Origin of the sequence: Aestuariivirga sp. (genome assembly GCF_047600585.1) — a bacterium.
Classification (GTDB): Bacteria; Pseudomonadota; Alphaproteobacteria; order Rhizobiales; family Aestuariivirgaceae; genus Aestuariivirga.
The window spans coordinates 3,710,075-3,730,564 of record NZ_JASGKP010000001.1 but is presented as its reverse complement, the minus strand read 5'-3'; the positions used below and the strand labels follow the sequence as shown (position 1 = coordinate 3,730,564).

The following is a 20,490-nucleotide window of genomic DNA, read 5'->3' as shown; positions in this document are numbered from 1 at the left end:
GATTGAAGAGGGGCTGCGGCATAAGCACCCCGGCCCTTGCTCCAGATCAAGGCGCCCGCACATCTGAAGAGGGACATTCCAGCCAGTTCCCCAAGGAGGACTCCCATGGCTTACAAGACCATTCTTCTTTGCCTCACCGAGATCGACCGGATGACCGAGCTTCTCGCGGCAGGCCGCAAGCTTGGTGTCGACCATGACGCCCATGTGACGGGCCTCTACATCATTCCCGGCATCCAGGTGTATCCCAACGCCGGCCTTGCCGCGGTGCCCGATGTCTATGACGGCAACCGCAAGCACTATCTCGCCAACAAGGCCGAGGTGAAAGGCAAGTTCGAAGAGGCGATGAAACAGGACGGCCTCAGCTACGCCTTCCAGGAGGTGGACGCCACGACGCCGCTGCTCTCCTCCTCGGTTGTCGAGCAGTGCCGCAGCGCCGATCTTGTGGTGATCTCGGCGGTGAACCCGGATGAATCGCTCGGCGCCGAATATGATTTCGTGCAGCGCGTGGTGATGGCCGCGGGCCGCCCGGTGCTGATCCTGCCGCGCACCGGCAGCGCTGACCTCAGCTACACCGAAGCGATCGTGGGCTGGGACGGGGGCCGCGAAGCCGCCCGCGCCGCCTTCGATGCCGTGCCGCTTCTGAAGAAGGCGAAGCGCGTGCAGCTTGCCCGGGTTGATGAAGCGCCGCGCGGCCAGCTCGGCGGCGCCGACATCGCCGAGGGCCTCGCCCGCCACAAGATCAAGGTCGAGATCCTGAGCGTGTCGTCCGATGGCATGAATGCCGGCGCAACCCTTTTGCGGGCCGCCAATGACCAGGGCGCAGGCCTGCTCGTCATGGGCGCCTATGGCCACAGCCGCTTCACCGAATTCGTCTTCGGCGGTGCGACGCGGCACGTGATCCATCACCTCGACCGGCCCGTGCTGATGTCGCACTGAGGAGGCCCGGACATGTCTCTGTCGAAGATCAGGCTGGAACTGGCCCGCTGCAAGGAATACCCGGACGGCGCGCACGACATCGGCTATGAATTCGCCGCTCCCCTCAAGGCTGACGGCCACATCGATGCGGAGGGCTGGGCCAAGAACCGCGACCATTGCCGGGTGCGCCGCTTCCGCCCCGGCGAGGCGGACGACATCGGCCACCTCGTGCACAAGCGCGGCGGCAGCTGGGCCTTCCACTACGACATCCATTCCGACGCGGAGGAGGACGAGGCAGGCTACCGCTTCGCCGACCATGCCTTCCGCCCGGGAGAATATGTCTCGGTCCGGGAGGACGACGAACTGATCGCCTACAAGGTGGTGCAGGTCTTCAAGGTGGCCTAGCGCATCGGGCGAGCAAGTGGGCACCACTTGCGACGCGAAAGATGCGCAAAAAGCTCGGGCGAGCACGTGGGCACCACGTGCCGCCTGATGCCACGGCTTGTCAGCGGGCGCGGAACCCGCTACCTCAGCCCGCGAAATCAACCCCTTTCGCGATCGGAACGACCATGGCCTCCTATAATCTCTTCTATCTCCCCGGTGACGGCATCGGCCCTGAGGTCATGGCCGAAGTGAAGAAGATCGTCGCCTGGATGAATGCCCAGGGCATCGCCAAATTCGAGACCGACCAGGGCCTCGTCGGCGGCTCGGCCTATGACGCCCACGGCAAGGCCATTTCCGAAGACCACATGGCCAAGGCCCAGGCCGCCGATGCCGTGCTCTTCGGCGCGGTGGGCGGCCCCAAGTGGGACAAGGTGCCCTATGACGTCCGCCCCGAGGCGGGCCTCCTCCGCCTCCGCAAGGACCTCGGCCTCTTCGCAAACTTGCGCCCCGCCATCTGCTATCCCGCCCTTGCCGACGCCTCCTCGCTCAAGAAGAACGTGGTCGAGGGCCTCGACATCCTGATCGTCCGCGAACTCACGGGCGGCGTCTACTTCGGCGAACCCAAGACCATCACCGACCTCGGCAACGGCCAGAAGCGCGGCATCGACACGCAGGTCTATGACACCTTCGAGATCGAGCGCATCGCCCGCGTCGCCTTCGACCTCGCCAAGACCCGCCGCAACAAGGTCTCCTCCGCCGAGAAGCGCAACGTCATGAAGACGGGCGTGCTCTGGAACGAGGTCGTCACCCGCGTGCACAAGGACGAGTATGCCTCCGTGCAGCTCGAGCATGTGCTCGCCGACAACTGCGCCATGCAGCTCGTCCGCTGGCCGAAGCAGTATGACGTGATCGTCACCGACAACCTGTTCGGCGACGTGCTCTCCGACGTGGCAGCGATGCTCACGGGCTCGCTCGGCATGCTGCCGTCGGCCTCGCTCGGTGCGCCCGATGCCAAGACCAAGCGCCGCAAGTCGCTCTATGAGCCGGTGCACGGCTCCGCCCCGGACATCGCCGGCACGGGGGCTGCGAACCCCATCGCCATGATCGCGAGCTTCGGCATGGCGCTCCGCTATTCGCTGGGCCTGGGCGAGTGGGCCGACAAGCTCGATGCCGCCATCTCCGCCGTACTGGCCGATGGGCTGCGCACCAAGGACATCGCCAGCGACACCGCACCCGCCAATGCCTCGACCACGCAAATGGGCGACGCCATCCTCAAGGCCCTGCAGGCCAAGGCCAAGTAAAGACCGCGATCATGATCACCCTCACCTCCCCCGGCATCAGCGTCTCCCTTCATCCCGTGGGAGCGCGCATCGCCTCCTGCGTGGTCGATGGGGTGGAGACCGCCTTCGGTTCCGGGCGCGAGGGCTCGGTCCTCTCGGGCGACATCTATGCGGGCGCCATCTGCGGCCGTCATGCCGGCCGGATCACCAACGCCGCAGTGCCGATCGACGGCAGAGTCGTTCAACTCACGCCGAACATGGGACCGCACCAGCTCCATGGCGGCGACACCGGCTTCCATTGCCGCCGCTGGGATCACATGATCGAGGGCAACAAGGTGGGCTTCTACCTGAAGTCGGCGGACGGCGAGGAAGGCTTCCCCGGCATGCTCGACGTGAAGGCCTCCTACGCGCTGGTGGGAAAGACCCTGTCGCTCACGATCGAGGCGCGCACCTCGAAGCCGACTGTCTGCAACCTCACCAACCATGCCTACTGGAACCTGGCCGGTGGAGGCTCCGTGCTGGGCCACGAACTGCAGGTGATGGGCGAACGCTACTTCCCGCTCGATGAAACACTGCTACCCCTGGGCCGCATCGAACCCACCGCGGGCACCGGATTCGATTTCCGCAAGCTCCGCGTGATCGGTGAGGACCATGATTTCTGCACCCTGCTCTCGGGCCCACGCGGCGAGATGAAGCACGGCCTCACGCTCCGCGATCCCGCCTCGGGCCGCCGCATGGAGGTGTGGACCACGGAAGGCTGCATGCAGACCTACACTGCGATTCATTGGCAGCCCGGCTTCATCGGGCATATGGGGCCGCTCCAGCGCTCCGAGGCCTTCGCCATCGAACCGCAGAACGTGGCCGATGCGCCCAACAATCCGGCTTTCCCCTCGTCCATCCTGCGGCCCGGCGAACTCTACCGCAACCACATGGAATGGCGGTTCAACTGAGCCCAGAGCGACGCTGCGCACCCTTCGAGGCCGCTTCGCGGCACCTCAGGGTGAGGTGACAAGATACGTCTGTTTCTCCTCATGCTGAGGTGCTTTGCGGCACGCAAAGCCTCGAAGCATGCGGGCGTGACAATTCCCTGACCTCCTCCCCGCAAGGGGGAGGGAAACTAAAGAAAGTTATACGGATCGACGTCGATCTGCAGCGCGAGCGAGCCCTTGACCTTCACGTCCTGCAGCCAGAGCCGCAGGAAGGCCTGGATGTCCACCTCGCGCCCCGCCTTTACCAGCAGCCGCCAGCGGTGACGGCCCCGCACCACCGCGATGGGGGCAACTGCAGGACCCAGAACCTGAACATCGTCCGTAGGCGGAATATTCCGCGCCAGTGACTTGGCGAAGCGCTCCGCCGACGGGCCATCTGTATCCGAGATGATGAGCGCCGCAAGCCGGCCATAGGGCGGCAATGCCGCGCCCTGCCGGATGATCTTCTCCTGCGAGTAATAGGCATCGCGGTCGCCGCTCGCCAGCGCCCGCATCAGGGCGTGGTCGGGCGAATAGGTCTGCACGAAGGCGCGGCCCGGCCGTTCGCCGCGCCCGGCGCGGCCTGCCACCTGCGCCAAGAGCGCCCAGGTGCGCTCCCCGGCGCGGGGGTCCGACGACTCGAGCGCAAGATCCGCATCAACCACGCCTACGCAGGTGAGGTGAGGGAAGTGATGGCCCTTGGCCACAAGCTGCGTGCCGATGACGAGGTTGAACACGCCATCCGCCACATCGCGCAGGACATCGCGGAGCAGCACGCCGCGGGTGATGTCGCTCGAGAGAATGGCAAGCCGCGCCTCGGGGAAATGCCGCGCCGCTTCCTCGGCAAGACGTTCCACGCCGGGGCCCACGGGCACCAGCTTTCCCTCCGTGCCGCATTTGGGACAGGCATTGGGCACCGGCTCCTGATGGCCGCAGTGATGACACTGCATCAGGCGACGGAAGCGGTGCTCCACCATCGACGCGGCACAATTCGGGCAATCGAGATGATGCCCGCAGGCGCGGCAGAGCGTGAGCGGAGCATAGCCCCGGCGGTTGAGGAAGAGCAGCGCCTGCTCGCCCGCCTCCAGCGCCGTCTTCACCTCCATGAGCAGCGGCTCCGACAGCCACGAGCCTGACGGCACGGCAGCGGCGCGCATGTCGATGAGCTTGATCTCCGGCAGTTCCGGGCGGCCATGACGGTCGCGCAGCTTGACGCTGGCGTAGCGCCCGCGATCCACATTGACGAGGCTTTCGAGCGAGGGCGTGGCGGAGGAGAGCACCACCGCAAACTTCGCCAGCGCGCCATAGAGCACCGCCATGTCGCGGGCGTGATAGGTGACGCCCTCATCCTGCTTGTAGGCGCCTTCGTGTTCTTCATCGACGACGATGAGGCCGAGATTGGCCCAGGGCAGGAACAGCGCCGAGCGCGCGCCCACGACGATCTTCGCCGTGCCGTCGGCAACACCGCGCCAGGTGCGTTCGCGCTCGCGCGGGCGCAGGTCCGAGTGCCAGCCCGCAGGCTCGACCCCGAAGCGCCGTTCGACGCGGGCGAGGAAGGGGGCAGTGAGCGCGATCTCCGGGAGCAGCAGCAGCACCTGCCGCCCCTGGCGCAGCGCCTGCGCCATGGCCTCGAAATAGACTTCCGTCTTGCCCGATCCCGTGACGCCATCGAGCAGCGTCACGCTGTGCTTGTCCTCGCGCACCGCCGCCTTCAAGGCATCAGCGGCAATGGCCTGGTCGGGGGTGAGCGCGAAGGCTTCCGCCTCCGGATCAGGTTGCGCGAAGGGGCGAAGCGCAGGAAGCGCCACCGCCTGCAGCGCGCCATCCTTGGCCATGGCTTTCACGACCGAGGTGCCAACGCCGGCGGCCTGTGCCAGTTCGCTGGCGGGCAGGGGGAAGCCGTCTTGCAGGATTTCGAGCACGCGCTGGCGTTGCGGCGTCATCCGCTTGGGTGCTGATCCCGTGGCGCGATAGGCCACCTGCTCGCGCGGCGCTTCGAGGGCGGCGGGCACCCTGAGCACCATGCGCAGCACATTGCCGATGGGCTCGAGATAATAGTCGGCCAGCCAGGAAATGAACTTGCGGTGCGTCTCCGGCAGGGGCGGCGCATCGAAGCGGTGGCTCACGTCACGCATGCGGAGGTTGGTGGGCACGGCGGGCCGCACCTCCCAGACCACGCCGATGTAGCTGCGGGGTCCGAGCGGCACCTCCACATAGTCGCCGGGCGACAGGTGCATGCCCTTCGGCACGCCGTAGCTGTAGGCCGAGGCCAGCGCCAGCGGCAGCAGCACTTCGGCAACCTCGGCGGGGGTGGCGTGCGAGTCAGGCATGGGGGCAGGAATAGACATGGCGGCGGCCTGCTTCCAGCCTTATATCCGGAGGCGATGACGGATGCCGCGCCCCGCCCCGCCCTGCCCTTCGTCCGCGAGATCATCTATGCGGAACCCTTCGCCATGGCGCGGCGGCTGAAGGCGGGCGAACGCCCGGCCCGGGCCCTCACACTTCTCGAAAGCGTGCAACGCCACGAGCATCTCGGGCGCTATTCCTTCCTCGCCTGCGACCCGGCGCAAACCCTCGTGGTGGAGAACGGCATCGCCATACTCGATGGCGAGCGGCAGTCAGTAGAGCCCTTCCCGCTGTTGCAGCGCCTCATCGGCCAGCGCCCGCGCGCCCATGTGGCGGGGCTTCCGCCTTTCCAGGGCGGCTGGGCCGGATACATTTCGTATGACTATGGCCGCCACCTCGAACCCAAGGCGAAGATTCCGGCCTTCCCGCCCCTCTGCCCCGACATGGTGTTCCACCGCTTCGACACCGTGATTGCGACAGACCACCTGCAGGAGCGGGCCTGGATCATCTCGGCGACCGCGGGCGAGGCCGACGACATCGAAGCACGGCTGAAGCAGAAGCAGGCGGCCCTCGGCCCCGCATCCGTACCGGGCCTTGGCCCCGAGATCAGCCGCGCCCGCCATGAGGAGAACGTGCGCCGCACGGTCGATTACATTCTTGCCGGCGACATCTTCCAGGCCAACATCACCCAGAGCTTCAGCGCCCCCGAACCGGAGGGCTTCGATCCGCTTGCCCTCTACGGCCGCCTGCGCGAACGCAACCCCGCCACCTTCGCCACGCTTCTCGACTATGACGGCATCAAGGTGATTTCGTCTTCGCCCGAGCGCCTCGTGCGCTTCGATGGCCGCATCGCCGAGGCGCGGCCGATCAAGGGCACGCGCCGCCGCGATCCCGATCCCACCCGCGACCAGGGCCTGATGATCGAGCTTCAGGCCTCGCGCAAGGACCGCGCCGAGAACGTCATGATCGTCGACCTGCTGCGGAACGATCTCTCCCGCGTGTCGAAACCCGGAACGGTGCATGTGCCCGTGCTTTGCGGCCTCGAGACCTATGCCAATGTCCATCACCTCGTCTCGGTGGTGCAGGGCGAGTTGCAGGCGGGAAAGAGCGTGGCCGATCTTCTCTCCGCCGTCTTCCCCGGCGGTTCGATCACCGGCGCGCCCAAGATCAGGGCCATGGAAGTGATCGCCGAACTGGAGGAGCGCCCGCGCGGCGTCTATTGCGGTTCGATCGGCTATATCGGCTTCAACGGCCATTGCGACTTCAACATCGCCATCCGCACCGTGGAAGTGGCGGGCGGCATGGTGCGCGTGCAAGGGGGCGGCGGCATCACCGCGCGCTCGCAGGCGACCGCCGAATACGAGGAGAGCCTCACCAAGATCGCGCGTCTGCGCGAGGCAGTGGCGGAGGGCGTGTCATGATCCTCATCGTCGACAACTACGACAGCTTCGTCCACAACGTCGCCCGCTACTTCGAGGAGCTGGGCGAGCGCACGCTGATCCGCCGCAACGACGAGGTGCGTGACGCCGACCTCAAGGCGAAGGCGATCGTCATCTCGCCCGGCCCCTGCGCACCGCAGCAGGCGGGACAATCGATCGACATCGTGCGGGAGTTCTCGGGCCGCCTGCCCATCCTCGGCATCTGCCTCGGGCATCAGGTGATCGGCGAGGTCTTCGGCGATGTGGTGAAGCGGGCGAAGCGGCCGATGCACGGCGACAGTTCCGACATCAGCCATGATGGCACCGGCGTCTTCGCCGGCCTGCCCCAGGGCTTCAGCGCCGGGCGCTATCACTCCCTCATCGTCGAACCGCGCGAAGGCTCGCCGCTTGTGGTCACGGCCACCAGCGACGACGGCGAGGTGATGGGCCTCCGCCACAAGGACCATCCCACCCATGGCGTGCAGTTCCACCCGGAATCGATCCTCACCGAACACGGCTACGACATGCTGCGCAATTTCCTCAAGGTGACGGCATGAGCTTCGTCTGGTCCGACGGCGCGCTGCACCAGCACGAGACGATTTCCGTCTCGCCCAAGAACCGCGGCCTCACGCTGGGCGACGGGCTTTTTGAAACGATCCTCGCGGTCAACCGCGTGGCCCTGTGGCGCGAGGAACATCTGGCGCGGCTCAAGGGCTCGGCGCAGGTGCTGGGCCTTGGCTTTCCGGCAGACGAGATCACGCAAGCTCTCGATGCCCTGCTCGCAGCGGGCGGCGAGAACCCCCATGTGCTGCGCCTCACCCTCACGCGGGGTGCCACCGCACGCGGGCTTGGCGGCGCCAGCAAGGAGCCGGTGGTCATCGCCAGCCTCGATCCCTTCGACACGCGGCTCATCGGGCAGCCTGCGACGCTCGTCACCTCCAAGTTGCGGCGCAGCACGAGCAGCATCGCCGCCACCCACAAGACCCTGAGCTATGCCGACAACATCGCCGCCGCGCGCGAAGCGGAGGCAGCGGGTGCCGACGATGCGCTGCTGCTCAACACCGATGGCCATGTGGCCTGCACCACCATCGCCAACATTTTCGTTGTGAAGGGGAAGCGCCTGATTACCCCTGCCCGCAGCGAGGCGATCCTGCCCGGCATCATGCGCGGGGTTTTGCTTGCGGAGGCCAAGGCCCTCGGCTTCACGGCGGAGGAAACAACCATTGCGCCGCGTGAGCTTCAAGACGCCGATGCAGTGTTCCTCACCAATTCGCTCCGCCTCGTTCGCCCCGTCACCCGGATCGACGGAACGCCCGTCGCCAGTGGCGCGGCCAATCCCATCCTCGATCATCTCAGCGGCCTTGCCGCCCACATCTGCCAACGCACCATCCTGTCCTGAAGGAGACCACCCATGAAATTCTTTGCCGACACCGCCGACATCGCCGAACTCAAGGCCTGCCATGACATGGGCCTCGTCGATGGCGTGACAACCAATCCCTCGATCATCGCCAAGTCGGGCCGCAAGATCAAAGAGGTGATCGCCGAGATCTGCGGCTTCGTCGATGGTCCGGTCTCCGCCGAGGTTGCCGCCCTCGACTATGACGGCATGATCCGCGAAGGCACCGAACTCAGCGCCATCGCCAAGAACGTGGCGGTAAAGGTGCCGCTGACGCCTGCCGGCCTCAAGGCCTGCCGCCACTTCCGGGAGAAGGACATCATGGTCAACGTGACGCTCTGTTTCTCGGCAAACCAGGCTCTGCTCGCAGCCAAGGCGGGCGCCACCTTCATTTCGCCCTTCGTCGGCCGCCTCGACGACATCGGCCTTCCGGGCATGGACCTGATCGGCGAGATCCGCACCATCTATGACAACTACGGCTTCGACACGAACATCCTCGCCGCCTCCATGCGCACCGTGAACCACATCAAGGAAGCAGCCCTGATCGGCGCCGACTATGCGACCGCGCCGCCTGCCGTGCTGAAGGCGCTCTATGCCCACCCGCTGACCGACAAGGGGATCGAGAGCTTCCTCGCCGACTGGAAGAAGTCGGGGCAGTCGATTTGATCACCGAGCACGCCATCCTCACGGTGAAGGCGGGGCAATCCCGCGCCTTCGTCGCAGCGATGCGCGAGGCGGAACCGCTGATCGCGGCAACGCCGGGATTTCTCGGGATAGAGGTGCTGCCCTGCATCGAGACGCCGGACCGTTTCCTGCTGCTCGTCCGCTGGGAGAGTGTGGAGGCCCATGAACAGGGCTTCCGCGGATCGGAGCGCTATCTCCGCTGGAAGGCCCTGCTCCATTCCTTCTATGAGCCCTTTCCGCTGGTGCAGCACTACGGGCCTTCCCTGCTGGCGGAGCCCGTAACCTCCCGGCAATAATGTCTTGTTAACGGTGGTGGCCATGGACCTCGCCTCCTTCCAGCTTGCTCCCGATGCCGCCGAGGTGGCGCGGAAATGGCTGCAGTCGCTTGCCTCGGAAAAGCGCCTCGCCCTCAAGTCGCGGGAGGCCTATGGCCGCGACCTCAGCCAGTTCGCCGCCTTCCTGCAGGACCATGCCGAGGCGCTCGCCGACACGGCGGCACTCGCGAAACTGACGATCGCCGACTTCCGCGCCTTCCTCGCCAGCCGCAAGGGCGGCGGCATTTCCAGCCGCTCGATCGCCCGGCAGGTTTCGGCGCTGCGCTCCTTCTTCCGCTTTGCCGAGCGGAACGGTCATTTCGTCAATCCGGCCTATGTCTCGCTCCGGAGCCCGAAGCTGCCCCATGCCATCCCCCGCCCCTTGCCGGAAGAGGCCGCCCGGGAGACGGCGGAGGTCTCGCTCACTTTTGCCGCGGGCTGGGTGGGCCTCCGGGACCGGGCCGTGCTGCTGCTGCTCTACGCCTGCGGTCTCCGCATTTCCGAGGCCCTCGCCCTCACCCCTGACGCCATGACAGCCAATCCCATGGTGGTGAAGGGCAAGGGCGGGAAGGAACGCCTCGTGCCCGTGATCGAAGACGCCCGCGCCGCCGTCGCTGCCTATCTCGCTGCCTGCCCCTTTGACCTTGCGGCGGATGAACCCATGTTCCGGGGCGAAAAGGGCGGGCCCCTCTCGCCCCGTATCGTGCAGTTGCTCATGGAGAAGTTGCGGGGCGCCCTGTCGCTCCCCGATACGGCCACACCGCACGCGCTCCGCCACAGCTTCGCCTCCCATCTTCTGGGCAATGGCGCCGACCTCCGCGTCATCCAGGAGCTGATGGGCCATGCCTCGCTGTCGACCACGCAGGTCTATACCGACGTGAACCGCGCGCATTTGCTGCAGCAGTACCGCAAGGCTTTTCCCCAAGGCTGAAGGCCCCTGCGCTTGCCCGCCCCGGGCGCTTGCTTTACCAAGCCTCATGGCCGGCCAGCTCCCTTCCCTCGACCTCGTCACCCCCAACGATACCCTTCCTGAAAAGGCCGATGCGGTTGTCGTGGGCGGCGGCGTCATCGGGGTGATGACGGCGCTCGAACTCTCCGAACGCGGGCTTCTGGTGGCGGTGATCGAGAAGGGCGAAATCGCCTGCGAGCAATCGAGCCGGAACTGGGGCTGGTGCCGCCAGATGGGCCGCGACCCGCGCGAACTGCCGCTCATTCAGGTCGCCATGGAGAAGTGGCGGAAGATGAACGAGCGTGTCGGCGCCGAAACCGGCTTCCGCCAGTGCGGCATCCTCTACATGAGCGACACTGACGAGAACTTCGCCCAGAAGGAAGCCTGGTTCCGCAACAACGCCGTGCCCTACAAGCTGAACACCAAACTCGTCTCCACCAAGGAGGTGGCAGCGCTGGCTCCCGGCAGCCTCCGGACCTGGCGGGGCGGCATGTTCACGCCCGATGACGGCCGCGCCGAACCCTTCCTTGCCGTGCCCGCCATGGCGCGCGCCCTGCAGGCGCGGGGCGGCGTGGTCATGACCAACTGTGCGGCCCGCGGCATCGAGAAGACGGCGGGGCGCGTGTCCGGCCTCGTCACCGAAAAAGGCACCATCCGCACCGACACGGTGATCATCGCCGGCGGCTACTGGACGCGCGCCTTCCTGCGCAATGCGGGCGTCTCCTTCCCGCAGCTGGGCGTGGTCAACTCGGTGATGCGCACGGCACCCCGCGAAGCGGGCCTTCGCCACACGATCTCGGGCGCGCAATATGCCGTGCGCCGCCGCATCGATGGCGGCTACACCATCACCCACAACCATCTCTCGGTCGCCGAACTCACGCCCGGACACTTCCGCCAGATGAAGAAGTTCTGGCCGCTCCTCAGCCTCGAGCACAAGGGCGTGAAGGTCCGCTTCGGCACCCGCTTCTTCCGCGAGATGATCATGCGCAAGCACTGGCGGCTCGACGAGATCTCGCCCTTCGAGCGCTGGCGCGTGCTCAATCCCAAGCCCTACAAGGGCATTCTCAAGGAAGCTCTCGAGGCCCTGCAGCGGGACTATCCCGCCTTTCAGGGCATCGAAGTGGTGGAGCGCTGGGCCGGCATGATCGATGCCACGCCGGACGCCGTGCCGGTGATCGACAAGATCGAGAAGATCCCCGGCCTCTTCGTGGCCTCGGGCTTTTCGGGCCATGGCTTCGGGCTGGGCCCGGGGGCCGGCAAGCTGATGGCGGAGATCGTCACGGGCGAAACGCCCTGCGTTGATCCCAAGCCGTTCCGCCAGGGGCGTTTCGGCTGGTTCACCAGGGCGAACCCGTCAACCGGATTGTAGGGCAGATCAGGCGGCGGCGCGGGCCGAGTATTCGAGCGCGCGCTCGACCGTGTTGAGCAGCTCCTGCGGCTGCACCGGCTTGCGCATGAATTCGAAGACCTTGAGGCCAAGGGCACGAAGCTGGGTCGAGCGTTCCACGTCGGCCGTCACCATCACGATCGCTGCATTGGAGCCCATGGCCTGCAGCGTTTCGACGACATCAAGGCCGTTCTTCACGCTGCCGAGGCGGAAGTCGAACACGCCCACGGCGAATTTCTGGTCGACGGCGAATTCGACAGCACTTTCAGGGTCTGCAAAACCCTTCACCTTGTAGCCGACGTCGGCGAGGAGCTCGGCAACGCTGGTCAGAAGATCAACGTCGTCGTCGAGCACCATCACATCGACATTTCTTGCGTCACCGGACATGGAGCCATCCCTCTTATCTTTGTTAAGAGGTGTTTTAGGCAAATCCGATTGCTGCGGCCTGAATCAGAAGCGTAAAAATTGAGCGACCGCGAAAGCCATGGTTTCTCAACTGTGAATGGCCCGTCCCGCCACGGCGAGTGCGGCCTCTTTCACGGCCTCGGCCAGCGTCGGATGGGCATGGCAGGTGCGGGCGAGGTCTTCCGCCGAACCGCCGAACTCCATCAGAACCGCCACTTCATGGATCAATTCACCCGCCTGGGGCCCGACGATATGGCAGCCCAGCACCCGGTCGGTCGCGGCATCGGCCAGGATCTTCACGAAACCGTCGGTGGTCTGGTTGGCCTTGGCACGGCCATTGGCGAGGAAGAGGAACTTGCCCGCCTTGTAGGCCACGCCTGCAGACTTCAATTCGTCCTCGGTCTTGCCGACGCTGGCCACCTCCGGCGAAGTGTAGACCACGCCCGGAATGACGTCATAGTTCACGTGGCCCGCCTGGCCGGCAAGCAGTTCGGCAATGGCGATGCCCTCGTCCTCGGCCTTGTGGGCAAGCATCGGCCCGCGCACCACGTCGCCGATCGCATAGACACCCGGCAGCGAGGTGGCGAAATGAGCGTCAACGACAATGCGGCCGCGCTCGTCGAGGGCAATGCCGGCCTCCTTTGCACCGAGGCCTTCGGTGAAGGGCACGCGACCGATGGCGACGAGCACCACATCGGCAGACAGCGTATCAGCGGTGCCACCCTGCGCCGGTTCGACGGTGAGCGAGACACCCGCGGCAGACGTTGCAGCACCCGTGACCTTCTGGCCGAGCTTGAACGCAAAGCCCTGCTTTTCGAGCAGGCGCTGGAAGGCCTTCGCCACTTCGCTGTCCATGCCGGGCAGGATGCGGTCGAGATATTCGATCACCGTCACCTTGGACCCGAGGCGGGCATAGACCGAGCCCAGTTCGAGGCCGATGACGCCCGCACCGATCACCACGAGGTGGCCGGGAATCTTCTCGAGTGTGAGCGCGCCCGTGGAGGTGACGATCTGCTTCTCGTCGATCGCAACGCCGCGCAGCTTGGCGGATTCCGAACCCGTGGCGATGACGATGGACGTCGCCTCATGCAGCTTGCCGTGGACCTCGACCTTGCCGGCGCCCACGATCTTCGCGGTGCCGCGGATGACCTCGACCTTGTTCTTCTTGAACAGGAAGTCGATGCCCTTTGTGTTGCCGTCGATGGCTTCCTGCTTGAACTTCATCATCTGGGCGAAGTCGACCTTCGTCTCGGCGATGAGCCCCATCTTGGCGAAGCTGTGCTTCGAACTCGGCCAGAAGCTCGGTGGCATGGAGCAGCGCCTTCGACGGAATGCAGCCGACGTTGAGGCAGGTGCCGCCGTGGGTGGCGCGCTTCTCGATCACTGCGACCTTGAGGCCGAGCTGTGCGGCGCGGATGGCGCAGACGTATCCGCCCGGGCCTGTTCCGATGACGATGAGATCATGTGCCATGGGTGCGTGACCTCACAGATCCAGGATGGCGCGCTGCGGGTCTTCGAGCGCTTCCTTGATGCGCACCAGGAAGGTGACGGCTTCCTTGCCGTCGACGATGCGGTGATCGTAGGAGAGCGCGAGGTACATCATCGGGCGGATCACCACCTGGCCGTTCACGGCGATGGGGCGGTCCTGGATCTTGTGCATGCCGAGGATGCCCGACTGCGGCGCGTTGAGGATCGGCGTCGACATCAGCGAGCCGTAGATGCCGCCGTTCGAGATGGTGAAGGTGCCGCCCTGCATGTCGGCGATCTGCAACTGGCCGTCGCGCGCCTTCTTGCCGTAGTCGGCGATGGTCTTCTCGATCCCGGCGAAGGAGAGCATGTCGCAGTTGCGCACCACCGGAACGACGAGGCCCTTGTCGGTGCCCACTGCCACGCCCACGTGGTAGTAGTTCTTGTAGACGATGTCCTCGCCGTCGATCTCGGCGTTGACGGCGGGAATTTCCTTGAGCGCCTGCACCGCAGCCTTCACGAAGAAGCTCATGAAGCCGAGCTTCACGCCGTGCTTCTTTTCAAACACGTCCTTGTACTGGTTGCGGAGCGCCATCACAGCGGTCATGTCGACCTCGTTGAAGGTCGTAAGCATGGCGGCGGTGTTCTGCGCTTCCTTGAGGCGGCGCGCGATGGTGGCGCGCAGGCGCGTCATCTTCACCCGTTCCTCGGTCCCGGCGGGCGCAGGCGGCACGGCAGGAATGGCAAGCGCCGGAGCAGGTGCCGGAGCGGCGGCAGGTGCGGCAGGCTTTGCCACGTAAGCAGCCACATCGGCCTTGGTCAGGCGGCCGTCACGGCCTGTGCCCGCCACATCGGCAGGATTGACGTTGGCCTCGGTCACGGCCTTGCGCACGGCAGGCGAGAGCGGCTGGTCCGCGGCCTTGGCGGCCGGCGGAAGAGCAAGCGTCGGCGCAGGCGCTGCAGGCTTCGCGGGCGATGCTGAGGCGGCACCGGCGGCCCCTTCGGCAATCGAGCCCAGGAGTGCGCCCACCGCGACAGTGCTGCCTGCTTCGGCGAGGATCTTCTCGAGCTTGCCGGAGACGGGTGCCGGAACCTCGACCGCGACCTTGTCGGTCTCGAGTTCGACGAGCGGCTCGTCTGCCTTCACGGCGTCGCCTTCCTTCTTCAGCCACTTGGCAATTGTTGCCTCGACGACGCTCTCGCCGAGGGTTGGAACCTTGATGTCAGTGCTCATGGGTGTTGCTTTCGAAACGGATCAATCTGGAGAATGCGTGGAAACGCTACGCGGAACGGCTCAGGAGAGGGCTTCGTCGAGGAACATCTTCAGTTCCTTGAGATGCCGGCTCATCAGGCCCGTGGCGGTGGCGGCGGATGCCGCGCGGCCGACATAGCGGGGCCTGGTGTTCTTCGCCTTGATGAACTCGAGCACGCGCTCGATGCCGGGCTGCACGAAGGTCCAGGCGCCCATGTTCTGGGGTTCTTCCTGGCACCAGATGAACTCGGCCTTCTTGAAGCGTGACAGTTCCTGGGCGAGCGCCCGGTGCGGCCACGGATAGAGCTGCTCGACGCGCAGGATGTAGACGTCGTCGATGCCGCGCTTCTCGCGCTCCTCGTAGAGATCGTAATAGACCTTGCCCGAGCAGAGCACGACGCGGCGGATCTTGTCGTCCTTCTGCAGCTTGATCTTCTCGTTAGGCAGGATCTCGTGCGTCATCCCAGAGGATGCGGTGGAAGGTGGTGCCCTCGCCCATGTCCTCAAGGCGCGAGGTCGCCCGCTTGTGGCGGAGGATCGACTTCGGCGTCATGATGATGAGCGGCTTGCGGAAGTCGCGCTTCAGCTGGCGGCGGAGGATGTGGAAGTAGTTGGACGGCGTGGTGCAGTTCGCCACCTGCATGTTGTCTTCCGCGCACATCTGCAGGAAGCGCTCGAGGCGGGCGGAGGAATGTTCAGGCCCCTGCCCCTCGTAGCCGTGCGGCAGCAGGCAGACGAGGCCCGACATGCGCAGCCACTTGCGTTCGGAGGACGAGATGAACTGGTCGAAGACCACCTGCGCGCCGTTGGCGAAGTCGCCGAACTGCGCCTCCCAGAGCACGAGCGCATTGGGCTCGGCCAGCGAGTAGCCATATTCGAAGCCCAGGACCGCCTCTTCCGAGAGCATGGAGTTGATCGCCTCGATCTTGATCTCCTGGTCCTTCTTCAGGTGGTTGAGCGGCGTGTAGCGCTTCTCCGTCACCTGATCGACCAGCACCGCGTGGCGCTGCGAGAAGGTGCCGCGCTGCACGTCCTGGCCCGAGAGGCGGATCTTGTAGCCGTCGTCCAGCAGCGTGCCGAAGGACAGGCTTTCGGCCATGGCCCAGTCGATGCCCGCACCATCCTCGATCATCTTGCGGCGGGCATCGAGCACGCGCTGCATGGTCTTGTGGGCGGTGAAGCTCTTGGGGATCTTGGTAAGCTTCATGCCGATGTCGCGCAGGCGGTCGACCGCAACGCCGGTGGCGCCGCGGCGCTCGTCGTCGGCGGCAGAGGCCGTCTTGATGCCGGCCCAGCGACCATCGAGCCAGTCGGCCTTGTTCGACTTGTAGGAGGTGGCGACCGCCATGGCGTCTTCCAGACGCTTGCGGTAGTCGGCCTTCATCGCCTCGAATTCATCCGCCGTGATCACACCTTCAGCAACGAGGCGCTCGCCATAGAGCGCCACCACCGTGCGGTGGCCGGAGATGCGCTTGTACATCAGGGGCTGGGTGAAGGCGGGTTCGTCCGTTTCGTTGTGGCCGAAGCGGCGGTAGCAGAACATGTCGATGACGACAGGCTTCTTGAACTTCTGCCGGAATTCGGTGGCGACCTTGGCGGCAAACACCACTGCTTCCGGATCATCGCCATTGGCATGGAAGATGGGCGCGTCGATCATCTTGGCGATGTCGGACGGGTACGGCGACGAGCGCGACCAGATGGGCGAGGTGGTGAAGCCGATCTGGTTGTTGACGATGAAGTGCAGCGAGCCGCCGGAGCGGTGGCCCTTCAGGCCCGAAAGGCCGAAGCATTCGGCGATGACGCCCTGGCCGGCGAAGGCCGCGTCACCATGGATGAGGAGCGGCAGCACCGAGGTGCGGGTCTTGTCGCCGCGCTGGTCCTGCTTGGCGCGGGCCTTGCCGAGCACCACGGGATCGACGATCTCGAGATGGGACGGGTTGGCAGTAAGCGAGAGGTGAACCGTGTTGCCGTCGAAGGCGCGGTCCGACGACGAGCCCAGGTGGTACTTCACGTCGCCCGAGCCTTCCACTTCGTCGGGCGTGCTGGAGCCGCCCTGGAACTCGTGGAAGATCGCGGAGAAGGGCTTCGCCATCACGTTGGCGAGCACGTTGAGGCGGCCGCGGTGGGCCATGCCGAGCACGATCTCGCGCACGCCGAGATTGCCGCCGCGCTTGATGATCTGCTCGAGCGCCGGAATCATGCTTTCGCCGCCGTCGAGGCCGAAGCGCTTGGTGCCGGTGTACTTGACGTTGAGGAAGGTCTCGAAGCCTTCCGCCTCGATGAGCTTGTTGAGGATCGCCTTCTTGCCCTGCGGCGTGAAGGTGATTTCCTTGTCCGGGCCTTCGATGCGCTGCTGCAGCCAGCTCTTCTGTTCGGCATCGGTGATGTGCATGAACTCGACGCCGAGCGTGCCGCAATAGGTGCGCTTCAGGATGTCGACGATCTGGCGCATGGTGGCGCTTTCGAGCCCCAGCACGTTGTCGAGGAAGATCGGACGGTCGAGATCGTTGGGGCCGAAGCCGTAGGTGGCGGGATCGAGTTCCGGATGCTGTTCCGGATCCTTGAGCTTGAGCGGATCGAGATCGGCGGCGAAGTGGCCACGGATGCGGTAGGCGCGGATCATCATCAGCGCCTTGACGCTGTCGTTGGTGGCGCGCTTCACATCGTCGGCGGAGGGGCCGGCCGAAACGGGGGCGGCAGCAGGGGCCGGGGCGGCGGGCTTGGCACCCTCACCCTTCAGCTTGGCGGCAACCTTGGGGGCGAGATGCTGTTCGAGGGCGACCCAGTTGCCGTCGAGGGCGGCGGTGCGTTCATCGACCGGCTTCGGCGGCCAGTCGGCGCGGGCCCAGGAGGGGCTGTGCGGCTTCGCCTGGCCATCGGCCATGTTGGCAAAAAAATTCCGCCAGTGGGCGTCCACGGCGGCGGGGTCCTTCAGATACCTGGCGTAGAGAGCCTCGATGAATTGGGCGTTTCCGCCATAGAGGAACGAGGTTTCCTCAAAAGCCGCGGTGGCTTCCGTCTTGTTCATGTCGTACGTCCCGTCTGGTTTCCGCGGGGATTGGCTTCATTGCCAACATGCCGGGGGGCGCAATCGCCCGTAACCTGTTCACTGAACACTTACCTATATGGCCCCCGCGGAGATGGTTTTCCATGGGGTCCGGCGGAAGTTACGCCTCCGCCGGTTACAATTCCATTGCAAAATGGTCGAATTATTTCCGCTTCAGCTTTTTCATCAGGGTTTCGCCCAGGAGGGCGGGCGAATCCGAAACGGCAATTCCGGCCCGCTTCATGGCATCCACCTTGGACCCTGCGTCACCCTTGCCACCGGAAATGATGGCGCCGGCATGGCCCATGCGGCGGCCGGGAGGGGCGGTGCGGCCGGCGATGAAGCCCGCCATGGGCTTCTTCACCTTGTTCTTGCGGAGGAATTCGGCCGCTTCTTCCTCGGCCGAGCCGCCGATCTCGCCGATCATGATGATCGACTCGGTCTTGGGATCGGCAAGGAACATCTCGAGCACGTCGATGAACTCGGTGCCCTTCACGGGGTCGCCGCCGATACCGACGGCGGTCGTCTGGCCGAGGCCGAGGCGGGTGGTCTGGAACACCGCTTCATAGGTCAGGGTGCCGGAGCGCGAGACGACGCCCACCTTGCCCTTCTTGAAGATGTTGCCGGGCATGATGCCGATCTTGCATTCGCCGGGGGTGAGGACGCCTGGGCAGTTCGGGCCGATGAGGCGCGACTTCGAGCCCGAGAGCGCCCGCTTCACCTTCACCATGTCGGCAACCGGAATGCCCTCGGTGATGCAGACGATGAGGGGGATTTCCGCCGAGATGGCCTCGAGGATCGAGTCGGCTGCAAACGGCGGCGGCACGTAGATCACGGAGGCATCCGCACCGGTGGCCTCGCGGGCTTCCGAAACGGTGTCGTAGACGGGAAGGCCCAGGTGCTTGATGCCGCCCTTCCCCGGTGTGACACCCGCCACCATCTGGGTTCCGTAGGCAATCGCCTGTTCGGTGTGGAAGGTGCCGTTGTTGCCGGTGATGCCCTGGCAAATGACCTTGGTCTTCTTGTTGACGAGAATGGACATCAGGCAGCTTCCTTCACGGCTTTCACGATCTTCTTGGCGGCGTCGTTGAGGTCATCGGCGGGGATGACGTTGAGGCCGGAGCGCTTGATGATGTCCTTGCCCAGGTCGACGTTGGTGCCTTCGAGGCGGACGACGAGCGGCACCTTGAGGCCCACTTCCTTCACCGCGGCGATGACGCCTTCGGCGATCACGTCACACTTCATGATGCCACCGAAGATGTTGACGAGGATGCCCTTCACCCGCGGATCGGCGGTAATGATCTTGAACGCCGCGGCCACCTTCTCCTTGGTGGCGCCGCCGCCCACGTCGAGGAAGTTGGCGGGTTCGGAGCCGTAAAGCTTGATGATGTCCATGGTCGCCATGGCGAGGCCGGCGCCGTTCACCATGCAGCCGATGGAACCATCGAGCGCCACGTAGGAGAGGTCGTACTTCGAGGCCTCGATTTCCTTCGGGTCCTCTTCCGTGAGGTCGCGCAGCTCGAGGATCTCGGGATGACGGTAGAGCGCGTTCGAATCGAAGTTCACCTTGGCATCGAGGCAGACGAGATTGCCATCCTTGGTGATGACCAGCGGGTTGATCTCGAGCAGGCTCATGTCCTTCTCGACGAAGGCCTTGTAGAGGCCGCCCGCCATCTTCGCCATCTGCTTGGCCTGATTGGCATCGAGCTTCAGCGCCTTGGCCATGCGGCGGGTGTGGTGCGGCATGAGGCCGGTCGCCGGATCAACATGCACGGTCGTGATCTTTTCGGGCGTGGCGTGGGCCACTTCCTCGATATTCATGCCGCCTTCGGTGGAGACGATGAAGGCCACCTGCGAGGTGGCGCGGTCGACGAGGATCGAGAGATAGAGTTCCTTGGCGATTGCCGTGCCTTCCTCGATGTAGAGGCGCTGCACCAGCTTGCCGGCGGGGCCGGTCTGGTGGGTGACGAGGGTCATGCCCAGCATGCGCTCGGCTTCCTTCTTCACTTCGTCCACCGACTTCACCACCTTGACGCCGCCGCCCTTGCCGCGGCCACCGGCGTGGATCTGCGCCTTCACCACCCAGACGGGGCCGGGCTGCGCCTGTGCCGCCTTCACCGCTTCATCGACGCTGAAGGCCGGAGCCCCCTTGCCGGTGGGCACGCCGAACTGGCGGAGGATATCCTTGGCCTGATATTCGTGAATGTTCATTCTCTCTCCTCTTCACCTCCCCCTTGCGGGGAGGTCGAAAATCGCTCTCGCGATTTTCGGGTGGGGGT

The 20,490-nt window shown here is 65.4% G+C and carries 16 protein-coding genes and 2 pseudogenes; 11 read left to right on the top strand and 7 right to left on the bottom strand.

Annotated features, from left to right (window positions below; genetic code table 11):
* The first annotated feature begins 105 nt into the window (after positions 1–105).
* The 4 genes from QM801_RS18365 to QM801_RS18350 all read left to right on the top strand — a co-directional run bounded on the left by QM801_RS18365 (position 106) and on the right by QM801_RS18350 (position 3,529).
* On the top strand, positions 106–936 hold the full coding sequence (locus QM801_RS18365; protein ID WP_415020652.1) for a universal stress protein: 831 nt from the start codon (positions 106–108) through the stop codon (positions 934–936).
* Positions 937–948: 12 nt separating this feature from the next.
* On the top strand, positions 949–1,320 hold the full coding sequence (locus tag QM801_RS18360; protein WP_415020651.1) for a hypothetical protein: 372 nt from the start codon (positions 949–951) through the stop codon (positions 1,318–1,320).
* A gap of 164 nt (positions 1,321–1,484) precedes the next feature.
* Complete coding sequence (gene leuB / locus QM801_RS18355; RefSeq protein ID WP_415020650.1) at positions 1,485–2,600, top strand: 3-isopropylmalate dehydrogenase; 1,116 nt, start codon at positions 1,485–1,487, stop codon at positions 2,598–2,600.
* An 11-nt stretch (positions 2,601–2,611) separates the two neighbouring features.
* Complete coding sequence (locus QM801_RS18350; RefSeq protein ID WP_415020649.1) at positions 2,612–3,529, top strand: aldose epimerase family protein; 918 nt, start codon at positions 2,612–2,614, stop codon at positions 3,527–3,529.
* Positions 3,530–3,696: 167 nt separating this feature from the next.
* Here QM801_RS18350 and QM801_RS18345 read toward each other — a convergent pair whose 3' ends face one another.
* Positions 3,697–5,895 (bottom strand): primosomal protein N', encoded by a 2,199-nt coding sequence (locus QM801_RS18345; protein WP_415020648.1) that lies wholly within the window; start codon positions 5,893–5,895, stop codon positions 3,697–3,699.
* Positions 5,896–5,931: 36 nt separating this feature from the next.
* Between QM801_RS18345 and pabB the strand changes: the two genes are divergently transcribed.
* Genes pabB through QM801_RS18310 form a run of 7 tightly spaced genes read left to right on the top strand, consistent with a single transcriptional unit; the run spans position 5,932 to position 12,023 of the window.
* A complete protein-coding gene (pabB, locus tag QM801_RS18340; protein ID WP_415020647.1) occupies positions 5,932–7,314 on the top strand; it encodes an aminodeoxychorismate synthase component I in 1,383 nt (460 codons plus the stop codon).
* Entirely contained in the window at positions 7,311–7,868 is a 558-nt protein-coding gene (locus tag QM801_RS18335; RefSeq protein ID WP_415020646.1) for an anthranilate synthase component II, read from the top strand. Before pabB ends, QM801_RS18335 begins: the two co-directional genes overlap by 4 nt.
* The gene (locus tag QM801_RS18330; protein WP_415020645.1) at positions 7,865–8,710 is read left to right on the top strand and encodes an aminotransferase class IV; all 846 of its coding nucleotides are present in this window, start codon (positions 7,865–7,867) and stop codon (positions 8,708–8,710) included. The genes QM801_RS18335 and QM801_RS18330 overlap by 4 nt, the downstream gene beginning before the upstream one ends.
* Before the next feature lie 12 nt (positions 8,711–8,722).
* Positions 8,723–9,373 (top strand): fructose-6-phosphate aldolase, encoded by a 651-nt coding sequence (gene fsa, locus QM801_RS18325; RefSeq protein ID WP_415020644.1) that lies wholly within the window; start codon positions 8,723–8,725, stop codon positions 9,371–9,373.
* Positions 9,370–9,687: an antibiotic biosynthesis monooxygenase family protein gene (locus QM801_RS18320; protein ID WP_415020643.1), complete on the top strand. Its 318-nt coding sequence runs from the start codon at positions 9,370–9,372 to the stop codon at positions 9,685–9,687. The genes fsa and QM801_RS18320 overlap by 4 nt, the downstream gene beginning before the upstream one ends.
* A gap of 22 nt (positions 9,688–9,709) precedes the next feature.
* Entirely contained in the window at positions 9,710–10,636 is a 927-nt protein-coding gene (locus QM801_RS18315) for a tyrosine recombinase XerC (RefSeq protein WP_415020642.1), read from the top strand.
* Between the two features lie 46 nt (positions 10,637–10,682).
* Positions 10,683–12,023, top strand: a complete 1,341-nt coding sequence (locus QM801_RS18310; RefSeq protein ID WP_415020641.1) for an NAD(P)/FAD-dependent oxidoreductase — start codon at positions 10,683–10,685, stop codon at positions 12,021–12,023.
* A 6-nt stretch (positions 12,024–12,029) separates the two neighbouring features.
* On the opposite strand, the gene QM801_RS18305 is transcribed toward QM801_RS18310, so the two are convergent.
* The 6 genes and pseudogenes from QM801_RS18305 to sucC all read right to left on the bottom strand — a co-directional run bounded on the left by QM801_RS18305 (position 12,030) and on the right by sucC (position 20,422).
* Positions 12,030–12,428 (bottom strand): response regulator, encoded by a 399-nt coding sequence (locus QM801_RS18305; RefSeq protein ID WP_415020640.1) that lies wholly within the window; start codon positions 12,426–12,428, stop codon positions 12,030–12,032.
* Positions 12,429–12,533: 105 nt separating this feature from the next.
* A pseudogene (gene lpdA / locus QM801_RS18300) lies at positions 12,534–13,917 on the bottom strand (dihydrolipoyl dehydrogenase).
* A 12-nt stretch (positions 13,918–13,929) separates the two neighbouring features.
* Entirely contained in the window at positions 13,930–15,147 is a 1,218-nt protein-coding gene (gene odhB, locus QM801_RS18295; protein WP_415020639.1) for a 2-oxoglutarate dehydrogenase complex dihydrolipoyllysine-residue succinyltransferase, read from the bottom strand.
* 60 nt (positions 15,148–15,207) lie between these two features.
* Positions 15,208–18,193 (bottom strand): annotated as a pseudogene (locus tag QM801_RS18290) (2-oxoglutarate dehydrogenase E1 component).
* A gap of 181 nt (positions 18,194–18,374) precedes the next feature.
* Positions 18,375–19,253, bottom strand: a complete 879-nt coding sequence (sucD, locus tag QM801_RS18285; protein WP_415020638.1) for a succinate--CoA ligase subunit alpha — start codon at positions 19,251–19,253, stop codon at positions 18,375–18,377.
* Positions 19,253–20,422 carry an ADP-forming succinate--CoA ligase subunit beta gene (gene sucC, locus QM801_RS18280; RefSeq protein WP_415020637.1) on the bottom strand — a complete coding sequence of 390 codons (1,170 nt, stop codon included), beginning with the start codon at positions 20,420–20,422 and terminating at the stop codon, positions 19,253–19,255. The genes sucD and sucC overlap by 1 nt, the downstream gene beginning before the upstream one ends.
* Between the last annotated feature and the right edge of the window lie 68 nt (positions 20,423–20,490).

Excerpts from the sequence above, each read along its gene's own strand:
- pabB (WP_415020647.1), top strand. The coding sequence starts at position 5,932 with ATGACGGATGCCGCGCCCCGCCCCGCCCTGCCCTTCGTCCGCGAGATC.
- QM801_RS18310 (WP_415020641.1), top strand. The coding sequence starts at position 10,683 with ATGGCCGGCCAGCTCCCTTCCCTCGACCTCGTCACCCCCAACGATACC.
- QM801_RS18365 (WP_415020652.1), top strand. The coding sequence starts at position 106 with ATGGCTTACAAGACCATTCTTCTTTGCCTCACCGAGATCGACCGGATG.
- sucC (WP_415020637.1), bottom strand. The coding sequence starts at position 20,422 with ATGAACATTCACGAATATCAGGCCAAGGATATCCTCCGCCAGTTCGGC.
- QM801_RS18330 (WP_415020645.1), top strand. The coding sequence starts at position 7,865 with ATGAGCTTCGTCTGGTCCGACGGCGCGCTGCACCAGCACGAGACGATT.
- QM801_RS18315 (WP_415020642.1), top strand. The coding sequence starts at position 9,710 with ATGGACCTCGCCTCCTTCCAGCTTGCTCCCGATGCCGCCGAGGTGGCG.
- QM801_RS18345 (WP_415020648.1), bottom strand. The coding sequence starts at position 5,895 with ATGTCTATTCCTGCCCCCATGCCTGACTCGCACGCCACCCCCGCCGAG.
- fsa (WP_415020644.1), top strand. The coding sequence starts at position 8,723 with ATGAAATTCTTTGCCGACACCGCCGACATCGCCGAACTCAAGGCCTGC.
- QM801_RS18360 (WP_415020651.1), top strand. The coding sequence starts at position 949 with ATGTCTCTGTCGAAGATCAGGCTGGAACTGGCCCGCTGCAAGGAATAC.
- QM801_RS18335 (WP_415020646.1), top strand. The coding sequence starts at position 7,311 with ATGATCCTCATCGTCGACAACTACGACAGCTTCGTCCACAACGTCGCC.
- leuB (WP_415020650.1), top strand. The coding sequence starts at position 1,485 with ATGGCCTCCTATAATCTCTTCTATCTCCCCGGTGACGGCATCGGCCCT.
- QM801_RS18305 (WP_415020640.1), bottom strand. The coding sequence starts at position 12,428 with ATGTCCGGTGACGCAAGAAATGTCGATGTGATGGTGCTCGACGACGAC.
- QM801_RS18350 (WP_415020649.1), top strand. The coding sequence starts at position 2,612 with ATGATCACCCTCACCTCCCCCGGCATCAGCGTCTCCCTTCATCCCGTG.
- sucD (WP_415020638.1), bottom strand. The coding sequence starts at position 19,253 with ATGTCCATTCTCGTCAACAAGAAGACCAAGGTCATTTGCCAGGGCATC.
- odhB (WP_415020639.1), bottom strand. The coding sequence starts at position 15,147 with ATGAGCACTGACATCAAGGTTCCAACCCTCGGCGAGAGCGTCGTCGAG.